The 20,755-nt window shown below is 59.9% G+C and carries 17 protein-coding genes; 6 read left to right on the top strand and 11 right to left on the bottom strand.

Annotated features, from left to right (window positions below; translation table 11 throughout):
* Positions 1 to 3: 3 nt before the first annotated feature.
* The gene (gene pruA / locus BLW03_RS15760; RefSeq protein WP_074655002.1) at positions 4 to 1,641 is read right to left on the bottom strand and encodes an L-glutamate gamma-semialdehyde dehydrogenase; all 1,638 of its coding nucleotides are present in this window, start codon (positions 1,639 to 1,641) and stop codon (positions 4 to 6) included.
* A 185-nt stretch (positions 1,642 to 1,826) separates the two neighbouring features.
* A complete protein-coding gene (locus BLW03_RS15755; protein ID WP_074655000.1) occupies positions 1,827 to 5,390 on the bottom strand; it encodes a trifunctional glycoside hydrolase family 18/polysaccharide deacetylase/glycosyltransferase family 2 protein in 3,564 nt (1,187 codons plus the stop codon).
* Between the two features lie 113 nt (positions 5,391 to 5,503).
* Here BLW03_RS15755 and BLW03_RS15750 point away from each other — a divergent pair, with 113 nt between their 5' ends.
* Complete coding sequence (locus BLW03_RS15750; RefSeq protein ID WP_074654998.1) at positions 5,504 to 6,919, top strand: glycosyltransferase family 39 protein; 1,416 nt, start codon at positions 5,504 to 5,506, stop codon at positions 6,917 to 6,919.
* Here BLW03_RS15750 and BLW03_RS15745 read toward each other — a convergent pair.
* The 9 genes from BLW03_RS15745 to BLW03_RS15700 all read right to left on the bottom strand — a co-directional run bounded on the left by BLW03_RS15745 (position 6,916) and on the right by BLW03_RS15700 (position 15,310).
* Positions 6,916 to 7,419: a DinB family protein gene (locus BLW03_RS15745; RefSeq protein ID WP_074654996.1), complete on the bottom strand. Its 504-nt coding sequence runs from the start codon at positions 7,417 to 7,419 to the stop codon at positions 6,916 to 6,918. The genes BLW03_RS15750 and BLW03_RS15745 overlap by 4 nt on opposite strands.
* Positions 7,420 to 7,440: 21 nt before the next feature.
* Positions 7,441 to 8,208, bottom strand: coding sequence for an enoyl-ACP reductase FabI (locus BLW03_RS15740; RefSeq protein ID WP_074654994.1), 768 nt, complete (start codon positions 8,206 to 8,208; stop codon positions 7,441 to 7,443).
* A gap of 334 nt (positions 8,209 to 8,542) precedes the next feature.
* Positions 8,543 to 8,920, bottom strand: coding sequence for an EVE domain-containing protein (locus BLW03_RS15730; RefSeq protein WP_074654990.1), 378 nt, complete (start codon positions 8,918 to 8,920; stop codon positions 8,543 to 8,545).
* Between the two features lie 48 nt (positions 8,921 to 8,968).
* Entirely contained in the window at positions 8,969 to 9,784 is an 816-nt protein-coding gene (gene murI, locus BLW03_RS15725) for a glutamate racemase (RefSeq protein ID WP_074654989.1), read from the bottom strand.
* On the bottom strand, positions 9,777 to 10,451 hold the full coding sequence (locus tag BLW03_RS15720; protein ID WP_074654987.1) for a GerMN domain-containing protein: 675 nt from the start codon (positions 10,449 to 10,451) through the stop codon (positions 9,777 to 9,779). Before BLW03_RS15720 ends, murI begins: the two co-directional genes overlap by 8 nt.
* The gene (locus tag BLW03_RS15715) at positions 10,448 to 11,302 is read right to left on the bottom strand and encodes an N-acetylmuramoyl-L-alanine amidase (RefSeq protein ID WP_170835053.1); all 855 of its coding nucleotides are present in this window, start codon (positions 11,300 to 11,302) and stop codon (positions 10,448 to 10,450) included. Before BLW03_RS15715 ends, BLW03_RS15720 begins: the two co-directional genes overlap by 4 nt.
* Before the next feature lie 90 nt (positions 11,303 to 11,392).
* On the bottom strand, positions 11,393 to 12,505 hold the full coding sequence (locus BLW03_RS15710) for a VWA domain-containing protein (protein WP_074654984.1): 1,113 nt from the start codon (positions 12,503 to 12,505) through the stop codon (positions 11,393 to 11,395).
* Positions 12,489 to 13,541 (bottom strand): VWA domain-containing protein, encoded by a 1,053-nt coding sequence (locus BLW03_RS15705; RefSeq protein ID WP_074654982.1) that lies wholly within the window; start codon positions 13,539 to 13,541, stop codon positions 12,489 to 12,491. The genes BLW03_RS15710 and BLW03_RS15705 overlap by 17 nt, the downstream gene beginning before the upstream one ends.
* 191 nt (positions 13,542 to 13,732) lie before the next feature.
* Positions 13,733 to 15,310 carry a DHA2 family efflux MFS transporter permease subunit gene (locus BLW03_RS15700; protein WP_074654980.1) on the bottom strand — a complete coding sequence of 526 codons (1,578 nt, stop codon included), beginning with the start codon at positions 15,308 to 15,310 and terminating at the stop codon, positions 13,733 to 13,735.
* Positions 15,311 to 15,460: 150 nt separating this feature from the next.
* Here BLW03_RS15700 and BLW03_RS15695 point away from each other — a divergent pair, with 150 nt between their 5' ends.
* The 5 genes from BLW03_RS15695 (at position 15,461) to BLW03_RS15675 (ending at position 20,590) form a co-directional block, all read left to right on the top strand.
* Positions 15,461 to 16,903, top strand: a complete 1,443-nt coding sequence (locus BLW03_RS15695) for a DUF1015 domain-containing protein (protein WP_074654979.1) — start codon at positions 15,461 to 15,463, stop codon at positions 16,901 to 16,903.
* 397 nt (positions 16,904 to 17,300) lie between these two features.
* Entirely contained in the window at positions 17,301 to 18,122 is an 822-nt protein-coding gene (locus BLW03_RS15690; protein WP_074654977.1) for a C1 family peptidase, read from the top strand.
* Between the two features lie 171 nt (positions 18,123 to 18,293).
* Positions 18,294 to 18,977 carry an MOSC domain-containing protein gene (locus BLW03_RS15685; protein WP_074654975.1) on the top strand — a complete coding sequence of 228 codons (684 nt, stop codon included), beginning with the start codon at positions 18,294 to 18,296 and terminating at the stop codon, positions 18,975 to 18,977.
* Between the two features lie 148 nt (positions 18,978 to 19,125).
* The gene (locus BLW03_RS15680; protein WP_074654972.1) at positions 19,126 to 19,704 is read left to right on the top strand and encodes a TetR/AcrR family transcriptional regulator; all 579 of its coding nucleotides are present in this window, start codon (positions 19,126 to 19,128) and stop codon (positions 19,702 to 19,704) included.
* 94 nt (positions 19,705 to 19,798) lie between these two features.
* The gene (locus tag BLW03_RS15675) at positions 19,799 to 20,590 is read left to right on the top strand and encodes an SDR family oxidoreductase (protein ID WP_074654969.1); all 792 of its coding nucleotides are present in this window, start codon (positions 19,799 to 19,801) and stop codon (positions 20,588 to 20,590) included.
* Positions 20,591 to 20,755 lie beyond the last annotated feature (165 nt).

The following is a 20,755-nucleotide window of genomic DNA, read 5'->3' as shown; positions in this document are numbered from 1 at the left end:
GTTCTAGATGCCCATCGGCCTGGGCATCTGGTCACCTTCGTCAATCACGCCGACCTTCTCCGCAATGCTCTTCCCCTGCGTGAACAGCAGCAGGTAGTCGGCTCCACCCGCTTTGGAGTCCGTGCCGCTCATGTTGAAGCCACCAAAGGGATGCGCGCCCACCATGGCCCCTGTGCACTTGCGATTCAGGTAGAGATTGCCGACATGGAACTCTTCGGACGCACGGTTCAGTCGCTCACGCGAGCCGGAGTAGATTGCGCCGGTCAGGCCATATTCCGTACCGTTTGCAATCTCCAGCGCCTCGTCGAAGCTGTTCGACTTGATGACCGCCAGCACCGGTCCAAAGATCTCTTCCTGCGCAATGCGAGCGTTCGGCGCCACATCCGCGAAGACCGTTGGCTGAATGTAATAGCCGCCGGTGCCGTTGTCGATGGGGTCACCGCCCGTTAACAGGCGCCCTTCCATGCGACCAATGGCGATGTAGTCCAGCACGCGCTTGTGCGCAACCGCGTTAATTACGGGACCCGCTGCAAAGTTCTCTGCAGGCTCGCCCACCTTGATCTTCTCCACGCGCTCGACAAGCCGATCGCAGAAGGCGTCATAGATGCGCGCATCCACGATCGCGCGCGAGCAGGCGGAACACTTCTGCCCATTGAAACCAAACGCGCTGGCCGCGACACCCTCAACCGCTGCATCGATGTCCGCATCGGCATCGACGATGATGGCATCCTTACCACCCATCTCCAGCACCGTCCGTTTGATGAAGTGCTGTCCCGGCTGCGTCTTCGCAGCGGTTTCATGCACGATCAGGCCAACGCGCTTGGAACCCGTGAAGGCGATGAAGCGAACCTTCGGATGCGACACCAGCGCAGCACCTGCAAGCTCACCCGAACCCTGGCAAAGATTCACCACACCCTCCGGCATGCCGCACTCTTCCAGCAGCAGGAAGAAACGAGCGGCGACCGTCGGTGCATCGACCGAAGGCTTCAACACAACGGTATTGCCCGTCACAACAGCAGCCATCGTCATGCCGGCCATAATGGCCAGTGGGAAATTCCACGGCGGGATAACCGCGCCAACACCCAGCGGGATGTAGCGCAGCGTATTACGCTCGCCCGGGAACTGGATCGGCGTTTTCGCGCCATCGAGACGCAGGGCTTCGCGCGCGTAGAACTCCAGGAAGTCGATCGTCTCGGCAACGTCCGCGTCTGCCTCGGCCCAGTTCTTGCCCGTCTCAAAGGTCAGCCATGCGCAGAACTCATTCTTGCGCGCCTGGATCTTCTTCGACACATCCAGCAACAACTGCACACGCGTCGCGACAGGCACACGGCTCCACGCCTGGTATGCCTTGTCCGCAGCGTCAACCGCCTGCTGAACATGCGGCAACTCCGCATCCTGGTGCACACCTATCTTCTCCGCCGGCCGCGCAGGATTCGTCGACACAATCTTCGCCGTCGCATGCACGCGCGCCCCACCAATGATCAGCGGATACTCATGCCCTAACTCGCTCTCAACCAGTCGAAGCGCCTCATGCATGTCCGCCTTGGCGTCGGCGTGCGTGAAGTCCTGGAAGTCTTCATTGCGAAAGGTGGTGAGTGCGTGGAACGCGTCTTTGATCGTCGGAATGTTGTTCGTTGCCATAAGGAAAGTTTACCTTCCAGCGTTAGTACCGGGACGTTGCAGACCCATTCTTTGCGGAGCAAAGGGTGGCGCAGCGCGCGAAGCGCGGCCCTCTTTCCGCGCAGATCGCTGGTTCGCGCAAGCGCGATACCCCACTCTTTCGCGATCATGCCGCGAAAGAATGGGGCACCGAATGCAGGAAGCCGCTACTTCGGTGAGGGTTCGCCGTTGATCATCTGATCCGTCGACTTGCTCATCTGCGCTGTGCGCTCCAGCTTGTCCCAACTGAATGGCCGGCCATCGATCACACGCTTCACCGTCTTGAACAACACCACACTGAAAACCTGCCGATACGTAAAGCGCTGGATCCAGATGTGCATCAGCAGCCACGCGTCGCCCTTGCTGGCGGGGTGTTTCCGCTCCAGCATGAAGGCCAGCGCGGACGCCGAGAAGTCGATCAGCATGAACGCCAGGAAGAAGTAGAGCAGCTTGATGAAGTCCGCACCACTCGCCGATTCCGGATGGAAGTGGCGGTCGTACAGGAACTTGAAGAAGCTGACCACAAACATCAGGTCGATCAGGGGCGAAACCAGCGGCAGCAGAATCTGGAAGACGATGATGTTTGGCAATGCGAACAGCCCCATCGCGCGCCGCTTCGTGATCGCACCCAGATGCTTGAAGACCGCCTGCATGATGCCGAAAGACCAACGGAAGCGCTGCCGCATCAGGCCGTCCATGTTGATTGGCGCCTCAGTAAACGCAAGCGCCTGATCTTCATAGATCACGGATAGTCCCTGCTCCAGCAGGATCATTGTCAGATCGGCATCTTCCGCCACCGTGTTCGAGTGGTAGCCGCCGCCCTTGTGTACAGCATCCGTGCGCCACGCACCAATCGCGCCGGGAACGACCACCACCACGTCGAACAGATCCATCGCGCGACGCTCGAAGTTCTGGCTGGTGATGTACTCCAGCGCCTGCCAGCGCGTCCATAGGTTCACCCGATTGCCGACCTTCGCATTGCCTGCGACGGCGCCGATCTGCGGGTTGGCGAAGTGCGGCACCAAGCGCGCAATCGCATCATGAGCAATGACCGTATCGGCGTCGATGCCGACGTAGATCTCCTCATGCACATAGCCTTGCAGCGCGTAGTTCAGCGCCTCGGCCTTGCCGCCGTTTTCTTTCTTCAAAACGGTCAGACGACCGCTCGCGATGTCCGCGGGATAAGCCTCGCGAGCAACCTCGGCCGTACGGTCTTTCGAACCATCATCAATGACGATGATGTGCAGATTCTTGTACGTCGACATCATCACGCTGCGGATGGTGCGGACGATGACCTTTTCCTCGTTGTAGGCGGGGATCAGCACCGCCACACGCGGCGCGTAGCTCTCATCCGCAAAGTTCTTGCGACGGCGGAAGCGGTCGATGATTGCAAACAGACCGATGATGATCAGCCGGCCGCTCATCAGGATGTCACCGACGAAGAACACCCAGACGACGAAATGGTTGAACGCGGACAGACCGAAAAATGCCAGCGAATCCACCCACGCCAGTCGTCGTTGCCGCGGCGTTAGCGGCGGCATCACCTGCGCACGCGTCTTGCCGACAAGTTCGCTGACCGGCACGAACTCATATCCTTTGGCGCGCAGTGTGTCGATCAGCAGTGGCAGCGTTGCAACGGTCACAGCTCGATCGCCGCCGCCATCATGCATCAGGATCACGGAGCCTGCCTTGTCCGGCCGGTCCTTCATGTCCTCAATCTGCTGCAGAACACTCGCCACAATCTCCTGCGGCGTCTTCTTCGGGTGCTCATCCCAATCGTTCGTATCGATTTTGTTGCCAACGACGATGTAACCGCGTTGCTGCACGCGCTCTGCGGGCGCAGCCTGGTCGCTTGTATCGGGCTCCTGGTCGATGGAGTATGGCGGACGGAAGAACAACGGCTGCACGCCCAGCTTGGCGGCGAACAGACGCTCCGTCAGGTTCATCTGCAGATCGACTTCACGGTTGCTGATGGCGCTGATATCGGGATGGGTGAAGGTGTGGTTCCCCACCTCATGCCCCTCTCGGTACACACGCTGCATCACGCCGATATTGTTTTCGGCCTCTTCGCCGATCATGAAGAACGCGCCCTTCACGTTGCGCTTCTTCAGTACATCGAGGATCCGCGGCGTCCATTCCGGATCAGGGCCATCGTCAAATGACAGTGCCAGCTTCTTCGGCTGGTAGCCGAAGTAGTTCACCGTGTACGACAGCGGATAGTGCGTCATTTGCTCGCTGTCGACCAGCTTCGAATCGTCGTCGATGGTCAGCGTGCGACGGCCGCTCTTGGGAGTGCCGGAGACATGCATGATGTCGCCCGTGCCCTCAATGTCGATATCCCATCCGGCAGGCACATCCGCCAGATCCGTGAGGGGGTTCGCCTTGATCGGCTGGTCCCAAATCCTCCACATCGACTGATCTTCCGAGCCCAGCCGCCAGAGCGCGAAGGTCTGCAGGCCAAGCTGCCGCGCCGCACGCATCTCATTCAGCGTGGTCACCGCATCCAGGAACCAGACCTCGTGCTTCTGGTGATTGTCCTCGTCCACGTAGCTGAAATGCGGATTCATCGTGGCATCATCCAGATCGACCTCTGACCCGGAATCTGACGCGGATTGCCATATCGTTTGCGTGGATCGATTTTCGACCCGGACTACGGTCGGCTTGAACGGAGCAGCCTTGGGAGCGCGCTTCCCGGGTTTCGCCGCGACTGGCGCAGGTGGCATGGTCATCGTCCAGTCGTAGCCGTAGCTGCCGATGGCGCAGATCATCTTGTCCTTCGGGACCTGCTTCATCACGTTCTGCAGGTTCTTCAGGAACCAGTCCTGCGACGCGATGGCACCGGGTTCGCTCTCGGTCTGGTGCTGGTCGTAGTTCATCAGCAACAGGCCGTCGGAGTTATCCGCCATGAACTTCAGATCCCAGTCATCATCCTGCACGGGCGTGTTGACATACAGCTTCAAGCCCTTGGCATGCAATGCCGCATAGAGCGACGCAATCAACTGCCGGTAGGCTGGCTGCGCTGCGGTTGGGATCTCTTCAAAATCAAGCGAAATGCCGTGATAGCGCGAGTTCGAAGACAGGAAACGCAGAACCTGCGTCTGGAAACGCGCGCGCGCCGTGGGGTCCTGCAGGAAGGTGCCAACCTCCGGCATGAAGGCGTTCTTAAGGATGTCGTTGTTGTTGACGAGCGGGAAGATTTCCGTATTCGAGCCGGACTCCACGATGGTGCGCTGCACCTTCGTCTCAATGTCCACGCCATGTACACCGCCGCCGTCCACCACGTCAAACGGCTTGTTGTCGGTGTTGTAAGCAGTCAGCTTGCCGTCGGGCGTAATGACGTGCAGCCACTCCGGAAACAGCAGATCGATCTGCTTCACATGCTGCTTCAGCGAACTGTAGCTCGCCGCATCCCACTCCACGTAATACGCCGCACGCAAACCTTCGTCCGCATTGAGCGGAATATCGGACGGTTTGCGGTCCGTCTTACGATGGGCCGAGCGAGACTTCTTTGCCTTGTCGTCCGGCACCAGCGGGTTATTCAGCGCGCGATAGTTATGTTTGGGCGCATCCAGCAAAAGCCCCGGCAAGGGCCGCATGCGCAGCACGCCCAACACGAACACGATGAAGGTCAGAAGGCCGACGGCGGCCGAAATATCGAGAATGCGACGCAGCCGCTTCCAGCGGCGCTTCTTCTCGTCGTAAAAAATCGGCTTTGTTCCTTGCTCTGCCATGTCCAACCCGTATCCTACCGTTCCCATGGACTTCGCGCGGCTCGGTTCCGCTTTCGACGCATCTTTCCGTTCGAGCGCCGCGATTCCCGGTTGCACCGTTATGATGCAAAGCAATGCAGGAGGCTTACTCGCTCGAGAAAGAGGATAGAACGGCGCAGCGAAGATTCAGCGTCATCGCGGCTCTCCTGCTGATCTGTGGCCTTGCGCTGCGCGTCTACTTTCTCCGCTGGCACGCTTTCGTCGCGGGCGACTCCATCCTGTACCAGGACATCGCGCAAAACTGGTTGCACGCCCACATCTACGGCCTCTCCACCGACGCGGCACCTCGGCCCACGCTGATCCGGCTGCCGGGCTACCCGACGATCCTCGCGGCACTTGCCTGGGCCTTCGACCGATTCCTGAACGCCGACCTTGGTACCTTGCGCAGCTTTGTACCTGTGCTGTGGCTCCAGGTGATCACAGACCTCCTGACATGCTGCCTGGCCGCCGGCATCGCCCGGCGTTCGCTGGGCCGTCGCGCCGGACTGGCAGCCCTGGCAATGGCGTGCCTGTGTCCCTTCACTGCCAACTACACCGCAGTCCCGCTGACCGAGACGTTCACACTTTTCTTCCTGGCGCTCGCGTTCTCATCGCTCCAACGCTGGTTGCACTCCAGGACCACGCTCTGGATCGTCGTGCTGGCCATCGCGCTCGCCAGCAGCATCCTGCTGCGGCCCGACCAGGGGTTACTGGCTGCGGCCATACTTCCTGCCCTCTTTCTCCGGAGCTCAGCCCGCCCCCTGCGCGCGCGCGTCACTCCGCTGCTGCTCTGCCTCGCACTGACCGCGCTTCCCTTTGTACCGTGGACCGTCCGTAACTACCGCACCTTCCACGTTTTTCAGCCACTGTCGCCAAAACTGGCGAACGACCCCGGCGAAGTACCACCCGTGGGCTTTCAGCGCTGGTTCCGCACCTGGGGCATCGACTTTTCTGCAACGCAGGATGCTTACTGGAAGTACCCGGAAGAGACCGTGCTGATCGAAGACCTGCCCGAACGCGCTTTCGACTCACCGGCGCAACGCATACAGACCGCGAACCTGCTCGACACAGCCGCAGCAACACACAAGCTCAATCCGGCCGTTGAAGCAGGGTTCGCCACGCTGGCGCAACATCGGATAGCAACGCACCCCTTCGCGTACTACATCACGCTGCCGGTGGCGCGTCTGGTCAACATGCTGCTCCACCCACGCACAGAAATGCTGCCGATCGCGGAGCGTTGGTGGCAGTATCGTGCTCATCCGAAACAGACGATCTTCGCGTGGATCTACGCCACACTGAATCTCGCCTGCTTCGCCGCGGCGATTGCAGGCTGGCGCAAGACACGCAGGGCCAGCGGTGTGCTGGCCCTGTCCATGCTTGCTTACATCGTGTTGCGGTGTGCGCTTCTGCTGACGATTGACAACCCGGAGCAGCGCTACACGCTCGAGTTCTTTCCGGTGCTCATCGTCTTTGCGAGCAGCCTCTTCAGCCGCTCCGAGCGACCGTCCTAGCTGCCAAACGGCTCATCCGCAGACGGTCCAAAGATCCCCGGCACCTTCACATCCAGCAACCGCAGATACACCGTCAACTGGCCGCGATGATGCACCAGGTGATTCAAAAACATGGTGCGGTACAGCTTGTACTTCGGCCCCGTCGTAACGACATGCTCACCGAAGCGCAACGTCCACTCCGCCTGCAATTCTTCGTCCGTCATCGACGCCAGCTTTGTTCGCAGCTCTGCGCCGGTGCCTGCGGCGGCTTCGACCAGTTTTTCCGCGGTGTGAAACTCATACTTCGGGAACTGATGCGTAGCGAGGTCGACGACGTCCGTATTCAGGATCGCAAATCCGAACAACGGCAGCTTCGCCACGTGAACCGCAAGGTTATTCAACGCAGACGACTTCTCATGGGGCTTCCACATTGCCTTGTCATCGGGCACGCGCTCCAGCACCCGACGCGTGCTGATCGCTTCACTGTCGAAATCGCACAGCAGCATCTCTGCAATAGTCATCGTCGTCTCCTTGACGTCAAACTACATGCCTGTGACGTTGTAACCGCAATCGACGTAAGTGATCTCGCCCGTGATGCCACTCGCAAGCGGTGACAACAGGAATGCAGCCGTGTTGCCCACTTCCGCCGTCTCCACGTTGCGATGCAGCGGAGCCCGCTCCGTCACGGTGTCCAGAATCTTGTTGAAGTCGCCGATACCGCGCGCCGCCAGCGTCTTGATGGGGCCAGCCGAGATCGCGTTGACTCGAATCCCCTTCGGTCCAAGCGACGCAGCCAGGTAACGCACCGTGGCTTCAAGAGCAGCCTTCGCCACACCCATTACGTTGTAGTTCGGGAAGACCTTCTCCGCACCGTAGTACGTCAGCGTCAGGATGCTGCCGCCCGCCGACATCAGCGGCTCCAGCGCGCGCGCCACAGCCACCAGCGAGTACGCACTCACATCCATCGCAACACGGAAGTCCTCACGCTTCGTCAGCAGGAAGTCATTCTTGATCGCATCTGCCGGCGCAAACGCAACCGAATGAACCACGATGTCGACGGTCCCATAAGCAGCCTTCAGTTCTTCGGTAACGCGCTCAATCTCTTCATCGATTGACACGTCGCACTGGAAGCTCTTCGCATCATTCAGCTCCGGCAGCAGCGCGTCCGCTTCCTTCTTCAGCCGCTCGCTCTGGTAGCAGATCGCCACCTTAGCACCCGCCTCATTCAGCTTCTGCGCGATAGCCCACGCAATGGAGCGCTTGTTCGCCAGCCCGAACACAACAGCGGTCTTACCTTTGAGATCAATCATGATTCCTCGCTTCCAGATGGCGCCAGAAATGGCTCTGCGCCAGCTTGAATCTTACAGTTGGCGCATTTTCTGCGGAAGGGAAACACCACGGTCGTGCGCTCGTTGCGCAGAAAGGATTGACCGCAGTTAGGACATTGCCAAGAGGCAGCTCGATAACCGGTGTACAGGTAGCAGACGCCGTAGACGATTGCGGCAGCCAGAAAAGGTAAGTGGGCTCGTGTTAGAGCAGCAATCGCAAAAGGCATCGCAAAGAATTGTGCGAAGACTAGACCCTCCAGCAAATAGATCTCGGTCCATCTGCTCTTAGTGGCGGCGACCATTACTTCACCTATCGCTACGCAATGAGCCACTCATACTGCTCATCCGTCAGCGGCACCACGGACAGACGAAACTGCCGGAACATGATCGATCCCTGGAACACACCAGCCTCGCGAATCGCGGCCAGCGGCTTCGGTGTCTTCAACCGCTTGCCCGCCTTCAAACGCACCGCAGGATTCTTCGGATCCGTCGCATCCACGCTCAACACCGTCGCGGTACCAACCGCTTCCTTGCCCACGTTGGAGTGGTAGATGACGCACTTCTCGCCCTTCTTCATGTTGCGAAGGGTCATCAGCGCCTGCGGGTTCTTGATGCCATCCCAGATGGTCTCGCCATCACGCAGCAGGTCGTCGTACGAGTACTTATCGGGTTCAGATTTCAGCAGATAGGGCATCGTGTTCTCGACGATGAGGATACCAGCCCGCGACCTGCAGACGGCAAACTAGCCGTCGAGATTGACCGACTCCACATGCTCAATCGCGCGTCCCAGGAAGTGCGGCCCCAGTCGTGCAAACTTTGCCGCAGAGTCCGTCGCGAAGAATCGAATCGTCGGCTCAACCAACGTATCCGCAACCGCCTCCGGCATCAACTGCGCCGTCCGGCGAGCGGTCGCTTCGGCCGAATCGACGATCGGCACGTCCCCCGCAATGCCCTGCACCACGCGCTGCAACAGCGGCCGCAGCAGCGGATAGTGCGTGCACCCCAGCACAATCGCTGACGGAAGCTCCGGCGACAACGCAAGCGCCTCGCGCAGGTAGACCTCCGCAATCTGCTCCGTAATGCTGCCGTCGATCCAGCCCTCTTCCACCAGCGGCACAAACAGCGGGCAGGCCTTCTCAACCGCCCCCAGCCCCGCAACCGCACAGGCCTCAGCGTAAGCGTGCGACGACACGGTAGCCTCCGTCGCCAAGACCAGAGCGGTGCTGCCCGCAGGCGCGATGGCCGCAGCCGCAGCTGCACCCGGCCCGATCACACCGATCAGCGGCACCGGCGCGCTCGCCTGCAGCGACGGCAACGCCAGCGCCGACGCGGTGTTGCACGCAATCACCACGAGCTGTGCGCCGTGGCTCACCAGCTCATAAATCGCCGCATGGGTATAGCGCGTGATCATCGCCTGCGACTTCGATCCGTACGGAAGATGGGCAGTATCGCCCAGGTACACAAAGTCCGCACCAGGCAGGTGCTTCAGGAGTTCACGCAGAACCGTCAGGCCGCCAAAGCCTGAATCGAAGACGCCGATGACCGGCCGCTCACTCACTCGGTTTGCCCACTGGCGCCGTCATCGTACTGTCGGCATCGTAGGTGCGATCCAACTCGACGTTGCCCGCAAGCGTGGCACGTGGATGCCCGTCCACCAGGAAACGGACCTTCGTGATCTCCGGCAGGTTGGTATGAAGCGTACCAACGATGGACTGGATCGTGAGTGTCTCAGACGTAATGCCCGGCGGATGCGCCTCTACCCACGAGGACCGAAGATTTACCAGCGCAAGTTCACCGCTCGCATGCGTCAACGAGTCGGAGTCCTCGTCCTTCGTAAGCAAGGTGCCGGAGTTCAACACCGACGCACCAAGAGGAAGGCTCACCAGGAAGACATCATCGACGGCGATGCCGCCACCCACCGGATGTTTCGCACGAGGCAACGTGTAGTCAGCCAGCAAATGCTCCAACAACGCGCGGGCACGAACGGCTGGCTGCTGTGGCAACGCCAGCGACCGGGTTGTTGGCGTGATGGTGCCATCTTCATCGTTCGCCAGATCCAGCGTCACATCCTCGCTGGCGGAGTAGACCGGCGCCTCGATCGGAGTGTTATCGGCGTTTTTCACATCTGCAAAGTTGCGCTTGTGCATGTAGATGAGGAACGCCGCCATGAGCACGGAACTGCCGAGCAGTATGGCGAACAGGATGCGCTGATATCTGGAGATCACTGGTTGGTCCCCACAGGTGCCGATGGCTTCGGCACAACAGGCCTTGGAACGGCAGGTTTCGGTACGGCAGGCATAGCTGGTGTAGCAGGCGCCGTCAACGGCTTTGCGACGGCACCGCTCCCTGCGGGCCGGGCGGCCGGGACAGACGTTACCCCGGAAGGTTTCGGCGCAGCGTCCACAACGGGCTTCGGCACAGGAGGTGGTGGTGCGGGCGTCATGGAGGCCACTCTGCCCCGCCAGGACAACATCGATCCCGCGATGACCTCGGCGACCTTGTTCTCATAGGTGGGATCGTCCGGACCGGTGCCATCCTTCTGCGGTGAAACTTCAACGGCTACGGCTGGACACTGCATATTGTCCAGCGGACGCATCCACGTCGTCCCGGACGACACAGGCAGCTTCGAGCGCCCGAAGGCCGACGCCAGATCGCCTGCCATGGCGCGCGAACGCTCCGCATAGGCAGCCTGAGCCGCATCCCATAGGGCGGGCTGCGATGGATCGGGATTTACCTGCTGCAGCGAAGTTGTGTAGAGATGAACGCCGGTTCCCATCGCCGATGCGTGCAGCAGGACGCAGGCAATGGGGTGTGTTGTGTTCGCCAGCGCCGCGCGCGCATCGTTGGTCACGGTCGTATCGGCATCGCGAGTCAGTTCCACATCGAAGCCACGCGCACGCAACAGCGAGGCCAGCCGGGTCGCCATCTGCAGCGTCACCTGCTTCTCCTCGATGCGCTCCGCTACGCGGCCTCCAGTCTCGGAACCGCCACGCGCCGGGTCCAGCAGGACCATCGGCTGCTGCGCAAAGGCGCTTACACTGGCGACAAAAAATACGGGGGAAAGAAGGCGGTTCACGGCTAAGTGATTGTAGCGGGTGGCCGGCGGTTGCCTACGGTCCCGCATACTGCCGGAATCCGAGCCAGGTATCGGGTGACCCAGAAAGTGCTACTGCTTAAATCCAGCCGCAGGCGCCGCACCCACCGGCGCGGACCCCTTGGGGAAGTAGCCGCTACGCGTGCGAACCGTCAGTTTGTTGTAGCCCTTACCCTGCACCGCAACGTGCACTGCGCGGTAGCCTCCAAGCCGCGCCGGCTTGGTCGACGAATAGGAGATGGTGTACTGCTGCCGAATGTCGGAAGCCACCTGCGATGCGATCGCATCCACCTCTTCCAGCTTGCGCGGGAAGTAGGCCACGCCGCCCGTCTGCTCTGCCAGTGTCTCCAGCACGCGTCTGGCGTGGCGGCTCTCGCGCTTGTCCTCATCCGGCCCGAAGAGCAGGCCCACACAGTAGATCGTTGGACCATCCAGTTCCTGCACGCGGCGGATCGTCTCCTCCAGCGTGGAAGACGAGGCGTTGTCATCTCCGTCGGTAATCAGCAGTAGCACCTGCTTAGGCTGTTTGGCGTTGCGCGAAAGGTAGTCTGCTGAGGCCACGACTGCGTCGTACAAGGCGGTGCCGCCGCTGGCTTTCACAAAGCTCAGGCCCTGCTCCAGCTTCTTGATGTCATGCGTAAAGTCCGCATCGATGTAGGGATCAAAGGCGAAGTCCACAAGGAAGGCCTCATCCTGCGGATTCGAAAGTCGAACCAGGTCCAAAGAGGCTTTGCCCACCGCAGCACGCTTGTCATACATGGACCCGGAGGCATCGATCAGGATGCCCAGCGAAACAGGAAGATCCTCATGCCGAAAGCTGGCGATAGTCTGCGGCACACCATCTTCATATACCTGAAAGGCGTCCCGCGGCAGCGTCTGCACGGCGCGTCCGTTGCCATCCAGAACGCTGGCGTTCAGGCGCACCTCGCCAACCTCCGTTCTGAGCGTGTAGGTGTTCCCGGAGCGCTGCACACTCGCTCCATTCGGAGCGCCGGGGGCGGCCGTGTCTGGCGCTGCGGGCGCGGGAGCCCCCGTATCCGGATCGGGAGAAGGCACAGGATCGCGATCGACCGTGACCGACGGCGCGACGGGCGTACTCTGTTGCGCGCGGGCAATGACGGCGAAGGGACTAGCCAGAATTGTGAACAACAGTGGTGCGGTGAAGCGGCTAATCCGAAGGTGCATAGTAACCCTGACGATTGTGAACCGAAAGCTGCGGCAGGCCGGCAGGCGGGTTCAGTTTCACCTTCAATTTACGCCAGTTGCCGTCGTGACGCAGATCGCTGGGCTTGTAGCCCACGACGTACTCATTACGCAGCTCCGCAGAGATGCGCGCGGCAATGTCTCCAAGCTCCGCAATGTCGGTGACGTGAAATAGCCGGCCGCCCGTCTCCTCGCAGATATCGGTCAGCAGCGCGGGGCCATTTTTCTCTTCCTCGGTCGCTGCACTCTGGTCGAAGATGCCGATGGAATAGATCTGCACATCGCTCTCACGAACAGCTTTCCGCAGTTCTCCCTCGGTGTAACGCGAGCGATTATCGCCGCCGTCCGAGATGATCAGCAGCGCCTTGCGTTCGTGTTTCGCATCTTTCAGCTTGTTCAGCCCAAGGTAGACCGCGTCAATCAGCGCCGTCCGGTTTGCAGGCTTCAGCATCACCATGCGCGCGTCCACATCATCAACGTTGCTGGTGTAATCCACTACGACGTTGGGGCGGTCATTGAAGGCCACCACAAAAAACTCGTCCTGCGGATTGCTCGTACGCATGAACTCGCTCAGGGCGCGGCGGGCGCGGGCGAACTTGTTATTCATGCTGCCGCTCAGATCAAAGATCACTCCGATGGTGATGGGCGCATCGTCCGTGGAGAAAGTCCGGATCGTCTGTGGCAGATTGTTCTCGTAGACGTAGAAGTTCTCCCGCTCAAGCCCGGTCACCAGGCGGTTCTGGCTATCCGTAACCGTCATCGGCACCAGCACCAGGTTGGCATCGACGCGAATCGTTGCGCCCGCACGCAGCGGTCCCCTGCCATCGACTGTCTTTTCTTTTGCGCTCGCTGCGGGCACGGTCGGTGTCACGGCCTTGCCGGGGGTATGCGCATTGTCCAGCGGATTCTCCTGCGCACCTGCGAACGGTATGCCAAGCAAGGCCAGCACCAGCGCAAGCAGGATCAACGGCCGGCGGAAGGCCCCTTTACGGTGACGAAGTGGCGATGCGGTGCCCATGATGTCTTCTCTGCCCGTATTCCTCGAACGACTGTCCGGCGGAATGCTTCACTCGTCCAGTTGGACGAAGCCGCCGCCGGTACGTCTCGTCAGCGGAAGACGATTGTACGGCATGGGATGCAGAGACAGCCTGAAAGGCTTACAGCGCCATGAAATGTCGGTTAGGCGACTGGATTACCCATGTGAGACGCCTAGTGAGCCGCACCCTCGGGAGCTTTCTCGCCACCCTTTGGCTTGCTGAGCAGGAACGCCAGGAAGAACATGCCGCCGGTGAGCCAGGCCAGCATCCGGTAGACGTCCGCATAGCCCATGACTGCGGCCTGCTGGTTCATCTGGTTGTAGATCGTCGCCTGCGCCGCGTACTGCCCCTGGGCCGAGCCTGCGTTGTGCCCCAGGAAACTGCCCAGCGACTGAAGCTGCTGCTGGTACTGCTGGTTTGCATAGCTCATGTAGTTCTGCAGACGAGCCTCGTGGAAGAGCGTCCGATTCGTCACCTGCGCGCCGCTGATGGCGATCAGGATCGACCCTCCAATGTTGCGGGCAAAGTTGATCAGGCCGCTCACCTGGTTCGAAGCCTCACGGGGCAGACCAACATACGCTGCATTGGTGATTGCAATGAAGCAGAACGGAATCGGCAGCACCTGGATCACGCGTAGCAGCGAGTTGTGGCCGAAGCTCATGTCGAGATTGATGTGCGTGGAAACGTACCAGTAAGCAATCGTGAAGAAGACAAAGGCCGTCGCCACGATATTCCGCGCGGGAAATTTATCCGACAGGATGCCCGCAATCGGCGCTGCCACCAGCAGAGCCAAGCCGCCACCCGTCAGCGCCATGCCGGCATTGGTTGCCGTATATCCGAGCAATTGCTGCAGTAATTGGGGCTGCAACACAGTTCCGGCGTTCAGGATGCCGCCCACCAGCAGCATTAGGAAGCAGCATATGGCGAAGTTCTTGAACTTGAACAGCCGCAGATTCATGATGGGATTCTTCGCCTTGCGAAGCTCCCAATAGATCAGCGCGATCATGCTGAAGACGAACATTGCAGCAAATGTGCGGATGAAGTTTGACGCGAACCAGTCATTCTCCTCGCCCTTATCCAGGGCAATCTGCAGACCAGCCATAGCGAGCGTCAGGAAGCCCACACCGACATAGTCTACGCGGAAGAAGTTCGCGCGATCGTGCTTGATCCACGGCGGATCATCCACCAGTCGCGTCACCAGTACAAATGCCAGAAGGCCAACCGGGATGTTGATGTAAAAAATCCACCGCCACGAGTAGTTGTCCGTGATCCAGCCGCCGAGCGTCGGTCCGATCGAAGGTGCAAGCACCGTCACCAGCGCGTAGACGCTGAACGCAATGCCGCGCTTCTTCGGTTCAAACGAATCCGCCATGATGGCTTGTGCCATGGGCTGCAGGCCACCCCCGCCGAATCCCTGCAGGACTCGAAACACCAGCAACAATGGTAGTGACGGGGCGATGCCGCACAGGAAGCTGGAGAGCGTAAAAAGCGTGATGCACAAGAGGAAGAAGTTTTTACGACCCACGACACTGGAGGCCCAACCGCCCAGCGGTAACACAATGGCATTTGCCACCAGGTAGCTGGTCAGCACCCACGTGCCCTGGTCGGAACTGGCCGCAAGCGAGCCCGAAATGTGCGGCAGCGCGACATTGGCGATGGACGTATCCAGCACCTCCATAAACGCTGCGAGCGCCACGGTACCCGCGATCAGCCACGGGTTTACCCTCGGTTTCCACTGTGCTTCTGCCATCTGTCCCCTGTTGTCGTCTTATTGCTTCGATCACGAACTGTCTCCATCAGATGCCCGGCAGTCGCAGAGTATTCACGCCGCATTACGGCAAACACCCGCACATGGGCCGATAGAATGGTGATCAGACCACGAAGGAGCTGTTCCGCACGCATGCGTATCTACCCGTTCCGCGCTCTCCGTTACAACACGGCCAAGGTCAAGCTCAGCGATGTCGTCACCCAGCCGTACGACAAGATCTCGCCGGCGATGCAGGAGGCTTACTACGCGCAGAGCCCCTACAACCTGATCCGTGTCATCCTCGGCAAGCGCAACCCCGCCGACACTGATGCGGAAAATGTCTACACGCGCGCTGCAAAGTCTTTGCAGGACTGGCGCCGCGAGGCAGTCCTTATTGAAGAGCGCGAGCCTGCCCTCTACGGCTACGCCCAGAAATACACCGTCCCCGGCACCACCGAAGTGCGCGAGCGCCGCGGCCTCATCTGCCTGGGCCACCTGTATGACTACGCGGAACAGGTCGTCTACCGGCACGAACAGACGCTCGCCAAGCCCAAGTCCGACCGCCTCTCCCTCTTCAAGGCCACCCGCACCTATTGCGAACAGATCTACATGCTCTACAGCGATCCGTCGTTCACGGTCGAGAAGCTCGTCTTCGGCAACACCACCGGCCAGGCCGCCACACCAGCCGATGAGACCGTCACCGACGAGTACGGCGTCGTCCACTCTGTCTGGAAGGTCACCGATCCGCACATCCTGAACCTCATCGTCGGCGCGCTCAGCGACAAGAAGCTCATCATCGCGGACGGCCACCACCGCTACGAGACCTCCACCGCCTACGCCCGCGAACGCGCCGCAGAACTCGGTGTGCCGGACACCACGCGCCAGAGCGGCAAGTCCGAAAAGCAGGTCGGCGACTTTGACGAATCACCCTCGAACGACGCGGACATGACTGTCGGTCCGCAGCTCCCCGTGCCGCCCTTCCCTGAGGCCGCCATGATGATGACGCTCGTTAACACCGACGCACCCGGCATCACCATCCTTCCTACCCACCGCATCGTCTACGGCCTCAAAGATTTCTCCTCCGCAGCCTTCCTCGACAAAGCCTCCGAGTTCTTCGAAGTCAGCAAGGTCGAAGCGAAGTCCGTCGAAGGCAAGTCCGATGCCGAGGGCGTCGAAGCCGCCTCGGAACGCATGGCCCCGCTCGCAGGGACCAAAGGCGTCGCGTTCCTCGCTGTCATGAAGGACGGAACCTTCCTGCTGCAGGCCAAGGCCGACGCGATCGACGCCGCACTCCAGCACGTCGCCCCGCGCCAGCGCCCCATGGACGTCGTGCAGCTCCACGCCCTCGTCCTCGAGCAGCTCCTCGAACTAACCCCCGAGAGCATCCGCCAGCAGGAAAACCTCCGGTACCTCCGCTCCGCAGAAGACGCAGCAGCCCAGGTCGCACGAGGCGAAGCCGACATCGCCTTCCTCATCAAACCGGTAACACTCGACCAGATGAAGGAAGTCTCGCTCGGCGGAGAAGTCATGCCGCAGAAGTCCACTGACTTCTACCCAAAACTCCTCAGCGGCCTCGCCTTCTACGCACTCGACTAAGTACGATAAAACGCAATTCAGGAAGGGCATGGCTTTTGCCATGCCCTTCTTTGCTGCAGTCCCATCGGATCAGCAGTCGTCCTGAGTGATCCACCATCCTGAGCAGGCGCGGAGCCCCACAGTGGGCTTCGCGACGGGTTCAACGGTGCTGCGCCCTGACCGAATCCTTTGGAACGTGAGTTGTTTAAGTGCCAGCTCGCGGATGCTGACTTTTGACGACGAAAGCTCCTTCGCTGTTCCGCATGCAATGCGAACGCCGTAACGTGGTTCGACAGAACGGCATGGTGGGATGAGTCATATCCGGACCGAAGCCCGGCGAGACCCGCCACCGATAGTCGCTGCCGCCGCTGACCCAGCTGAGCGCGGCTGCGGATGCGAATCCAGAGAGGAGCAACGTATGTCGAAGGCTGCGTCCACCCCAAAACAAAGCAACGGCGCCACGACGCCTGCGGTGCACACGATCCAGAAGTACGGCTGGGTTCCGGACCTTCCGGATCAGCGCGACTTCCTCTATGCAGCGCCGGCGCCATTTCAGAAGAAGATCCCGTCTTCCGTGGATCTCTCCGGCAAGTGCCCTCCGGTCTACGATCAGGGGCAACTGGGTAGCTGCACCGCGAATGCGATTGCAGCAGCGATCGAGTTCGATCAGAAGAAACGCTTTGTCCCCTCAAGACTCTTTATCTACTACAACGAGCGAGTGATGGAAGGTACAGTCGCGAGCGACTCTGGAGCGCAGATTCGTGATGGCATCAAGAGTGTCGCCACGCAAGGCGCACCGCCTGAGACGGATTGGCCCTACGAGATCGGCAACTTCAGCCTGCATCCACCAGCGAAAGCGTATTCGGATGCAAAGAAGGACATGGTCAGTCTCTACCAGAGGCTGATACAGGATCTCAACACGATGAAGGGCTGCCTGGCCTCAGGTTATCCGTTCGTCTTTGGATTCACGGTGTACTCGTCGTTTGAGAGTGAAAAGGTCGCGAAGACCGGCATAGTTCCTATGCCGGATTCCGGCGAGAAGTCCATCGGTGGGCACGCGGTGATGGCCGTCGGATATGACGACGCCACGCGTGAATTCAAGGTTCGGAACTCCTGGGGTCCAGACTGGGGTCTGAAGGGTTACTTCAAAATCCCCTACGCTTACTTAACGGAAACCAACCTCGCTTCCGACTTCTGGACAATTCGAGGCGTCTCGCAGACAACCGGCGTTGCAAGGTAGTTTGCCTGCGGGTCATCCGTGCGGGAGCTGTTCGTAACGGATGCCCTGCTCGCAAGGTGGAAAAGCAGCAGCGGCGTCGATCGCGCAACGCGGCGTATGACGATAAGAGGCACTGAGCCGTCGGGACGTCGGGATGACGCGCCAGCTCAGACCTCCGCTAGACTTCCAGCCATGGCACAAACTGTAACCGTACAAGCAGTCTTCACCGGCCAGCCGAAAATAATCTCCGACGAGCGCGGCACCTGGACATCGTCCATCTTCCGCGAACGCACAGAGAAGCCTGTCTCTATTTCGCTTGCTGGCCTCGCCGGCGACAAGGTGACACAGCCTTACCACGGTGGCCCCGGCGCCGCCATCTGCGTTCATCTCGCAGACCACTACGCCTTCTGGAACTCACGCTTCTCACTCAACCTGGAAGCTGGCTCGGTAGGCGAAAACATCACCTTGCAGAACATCACCGAAGACCAGATCTGCGTGGGTGACACTGTAGCTCTCGGCTCTGCCCTCGTTCAGGTCAGCGGTCCCCGCGTACCCTGCGCAAACCTCGCCCGCCGCATAGGACGTTCCGACTGGGTCAAACAGACCATCCTCGAAAACCGCACGGGCTTCTATCTCAGAGTGCTGGAGCCAGGCACCGTGCAGGCAGGCGATACATGGTCGCTCAAGCGTCGCATTAACCCGAACGGGTCCATCCCGGCCATCAACCGCTGCATCTATCTCCACTTCGATCCGGCTTACGCCAAATCCATGCTGGAGATGCAGGGTCTCGAAGGATGGTGGAAAGACCAGGCACGGCAGAAACTCGAATTGCGAGAGAAGCACTGGACATCGTCAATGAAAGACGGCGGTAGCTAGATCTCTCTCAAATCAAGTCCGTCACCCAACCTCAATGAGCGCATCGGCGACAGCGCGAAAAATCCAGCGCATTCCATTCGTGAGCGCTGGATACCGGCGTGACCTGATCTATTGCGTTCTGAAGTGAATGATTTAAAATCGGATCGATATGGCAAGGAACGTCGAATTCGATGAAGAAAGCGCGATCCGAACTGCCATGGAGGTGTTTTGGGAGAAGGGTTACAAAGGCGCTTCGCTTCGCGATTTGACCGATGCGATGAAGATCAACCCAAGCAGCTTATACAACACGATCGGGGATAAGCACGCACTCTTTCTTCGCTGCGTGCAGCGGTACACGGACGACCGCAAGGAATACATTGCGAAACATGCTTCGAGTTCCCGGTCGCCGTTGAAGACCATCAAAATCTTCATCGACGATGCAGTGTCAAATATCACGACTAACCCACATAGCTGCATGGCCATCAAGGCTGCTTTCGAAGTGGCAACCGACGACATCCGCGTCCAGGCCATCCTGAAGGATGACAGCGATGCCATGTATCGCTTCCTCTGCTTGCTCCTCACCAGCGCCATGGAAAAGGGTGAGATCAGCGCCGACGAAGATCCAGAAGTGCTGACCGACTACCTGCTAAGCAGCTATATCGGCTGGCACGAGTCATTCATCCTCAATCGAGATCCCATAAAGATCCAGCGGATGGCTCGATTTCTGTTCAAACAGCTCTCACGCTGATTCGCCGATTTCTGAAGCATCCGCTTCGGGAACAACACGGACGCGGTTTCGTGCGCCCTATTCTGAAACGATTGATTCAAAAAGGAGAAACAAAATGTCCGATTCGCTGCTGCAAGGCTTAACTCTGGAAGGGAAAACGGCTCTGATCACGGGAGGCACCAAGGGGATCGGAAAGGCGATCGCTGACCGTCTGGCGTACGCCGGGGCCACGGTAGTGATCACGGCTCGCACCAGCCCCGAAGGCGATCAAAAACATCACCTGATCGTGGCGGATATGGCAACTACCGCAGGCACTGCAGCCGTGGTGAAGGAAGTGACGGAGAAATTCGGCGGAGTCGATATTCTCGTTGACAATGTCGGCGGCCTGACCGCACCCGGAGGAGGGTTCAGTACCCTCACGGATGAGCACTGGGAAGATGAGCTGAGGTTGAACTTGCTAACCACGGTCCGTCTCGATCGCGCGTTGCTTCCGGGAATGATCGAGAAGAAGAGCGGTGTCATCATCCACATATCGAGCGTCGCGGGCAAGCTTCCGCTTTGGGAGATCAACATGGCGTACGCGGTGTCGAAGGCGGCGTTGAACTCTTACAGCAAGGCACTCGCGAATGAAGTAGCCAGCAAGGGTGTGCGCGTCCTCACTGTATCTCCAGGAGGTGTAGCAACGGCACCTATGATCCAGTTCATGGAGCACCTCGCCGCATCGTCTGGCGCAACGCCCAACGAGATGTACAAGACGCTGAGCGATCGATTCGGAGGCGTACCGATGGGCCGCATGGCGGAGCCGGAAGAGGTCGCCTCGCTTGTTGGCTTTCTTGTCTCCCCAGCCGCGGCTTATCTGACAAGTGCAAACTACATGATTGATGGCGGAGCCATCTCGGGGGTCTAGCAACAGGCCACGAAACGCCGGGGCCGGGTTAGGCTACAAGGCCAACTCGGCCCCGACAGGGATCTACACAAAGCAAGCCGGTGCGGTCAGGCCTTTCTCGTGTCCGGTGACGAAGCGCACCCGATCTTCAACGCCTGCCTACAGGCCAACGCACTCCCCGAGCGA

Source organism: Terriglobus roseus, from assembly GCF_900105625.1.
Taxonomy (GTDB): Bacteria; Acidobacteriota; Terriglobia; order Terriglobales; family Acidobacteriaceae; genus Terriglobus; species Terriglobus roseus_B.
The sequence above is the reverse complement of the archived record's forward strand: the minus strand, read 5'-3'. Positions and strand labels throughout refer to the sequence as shown.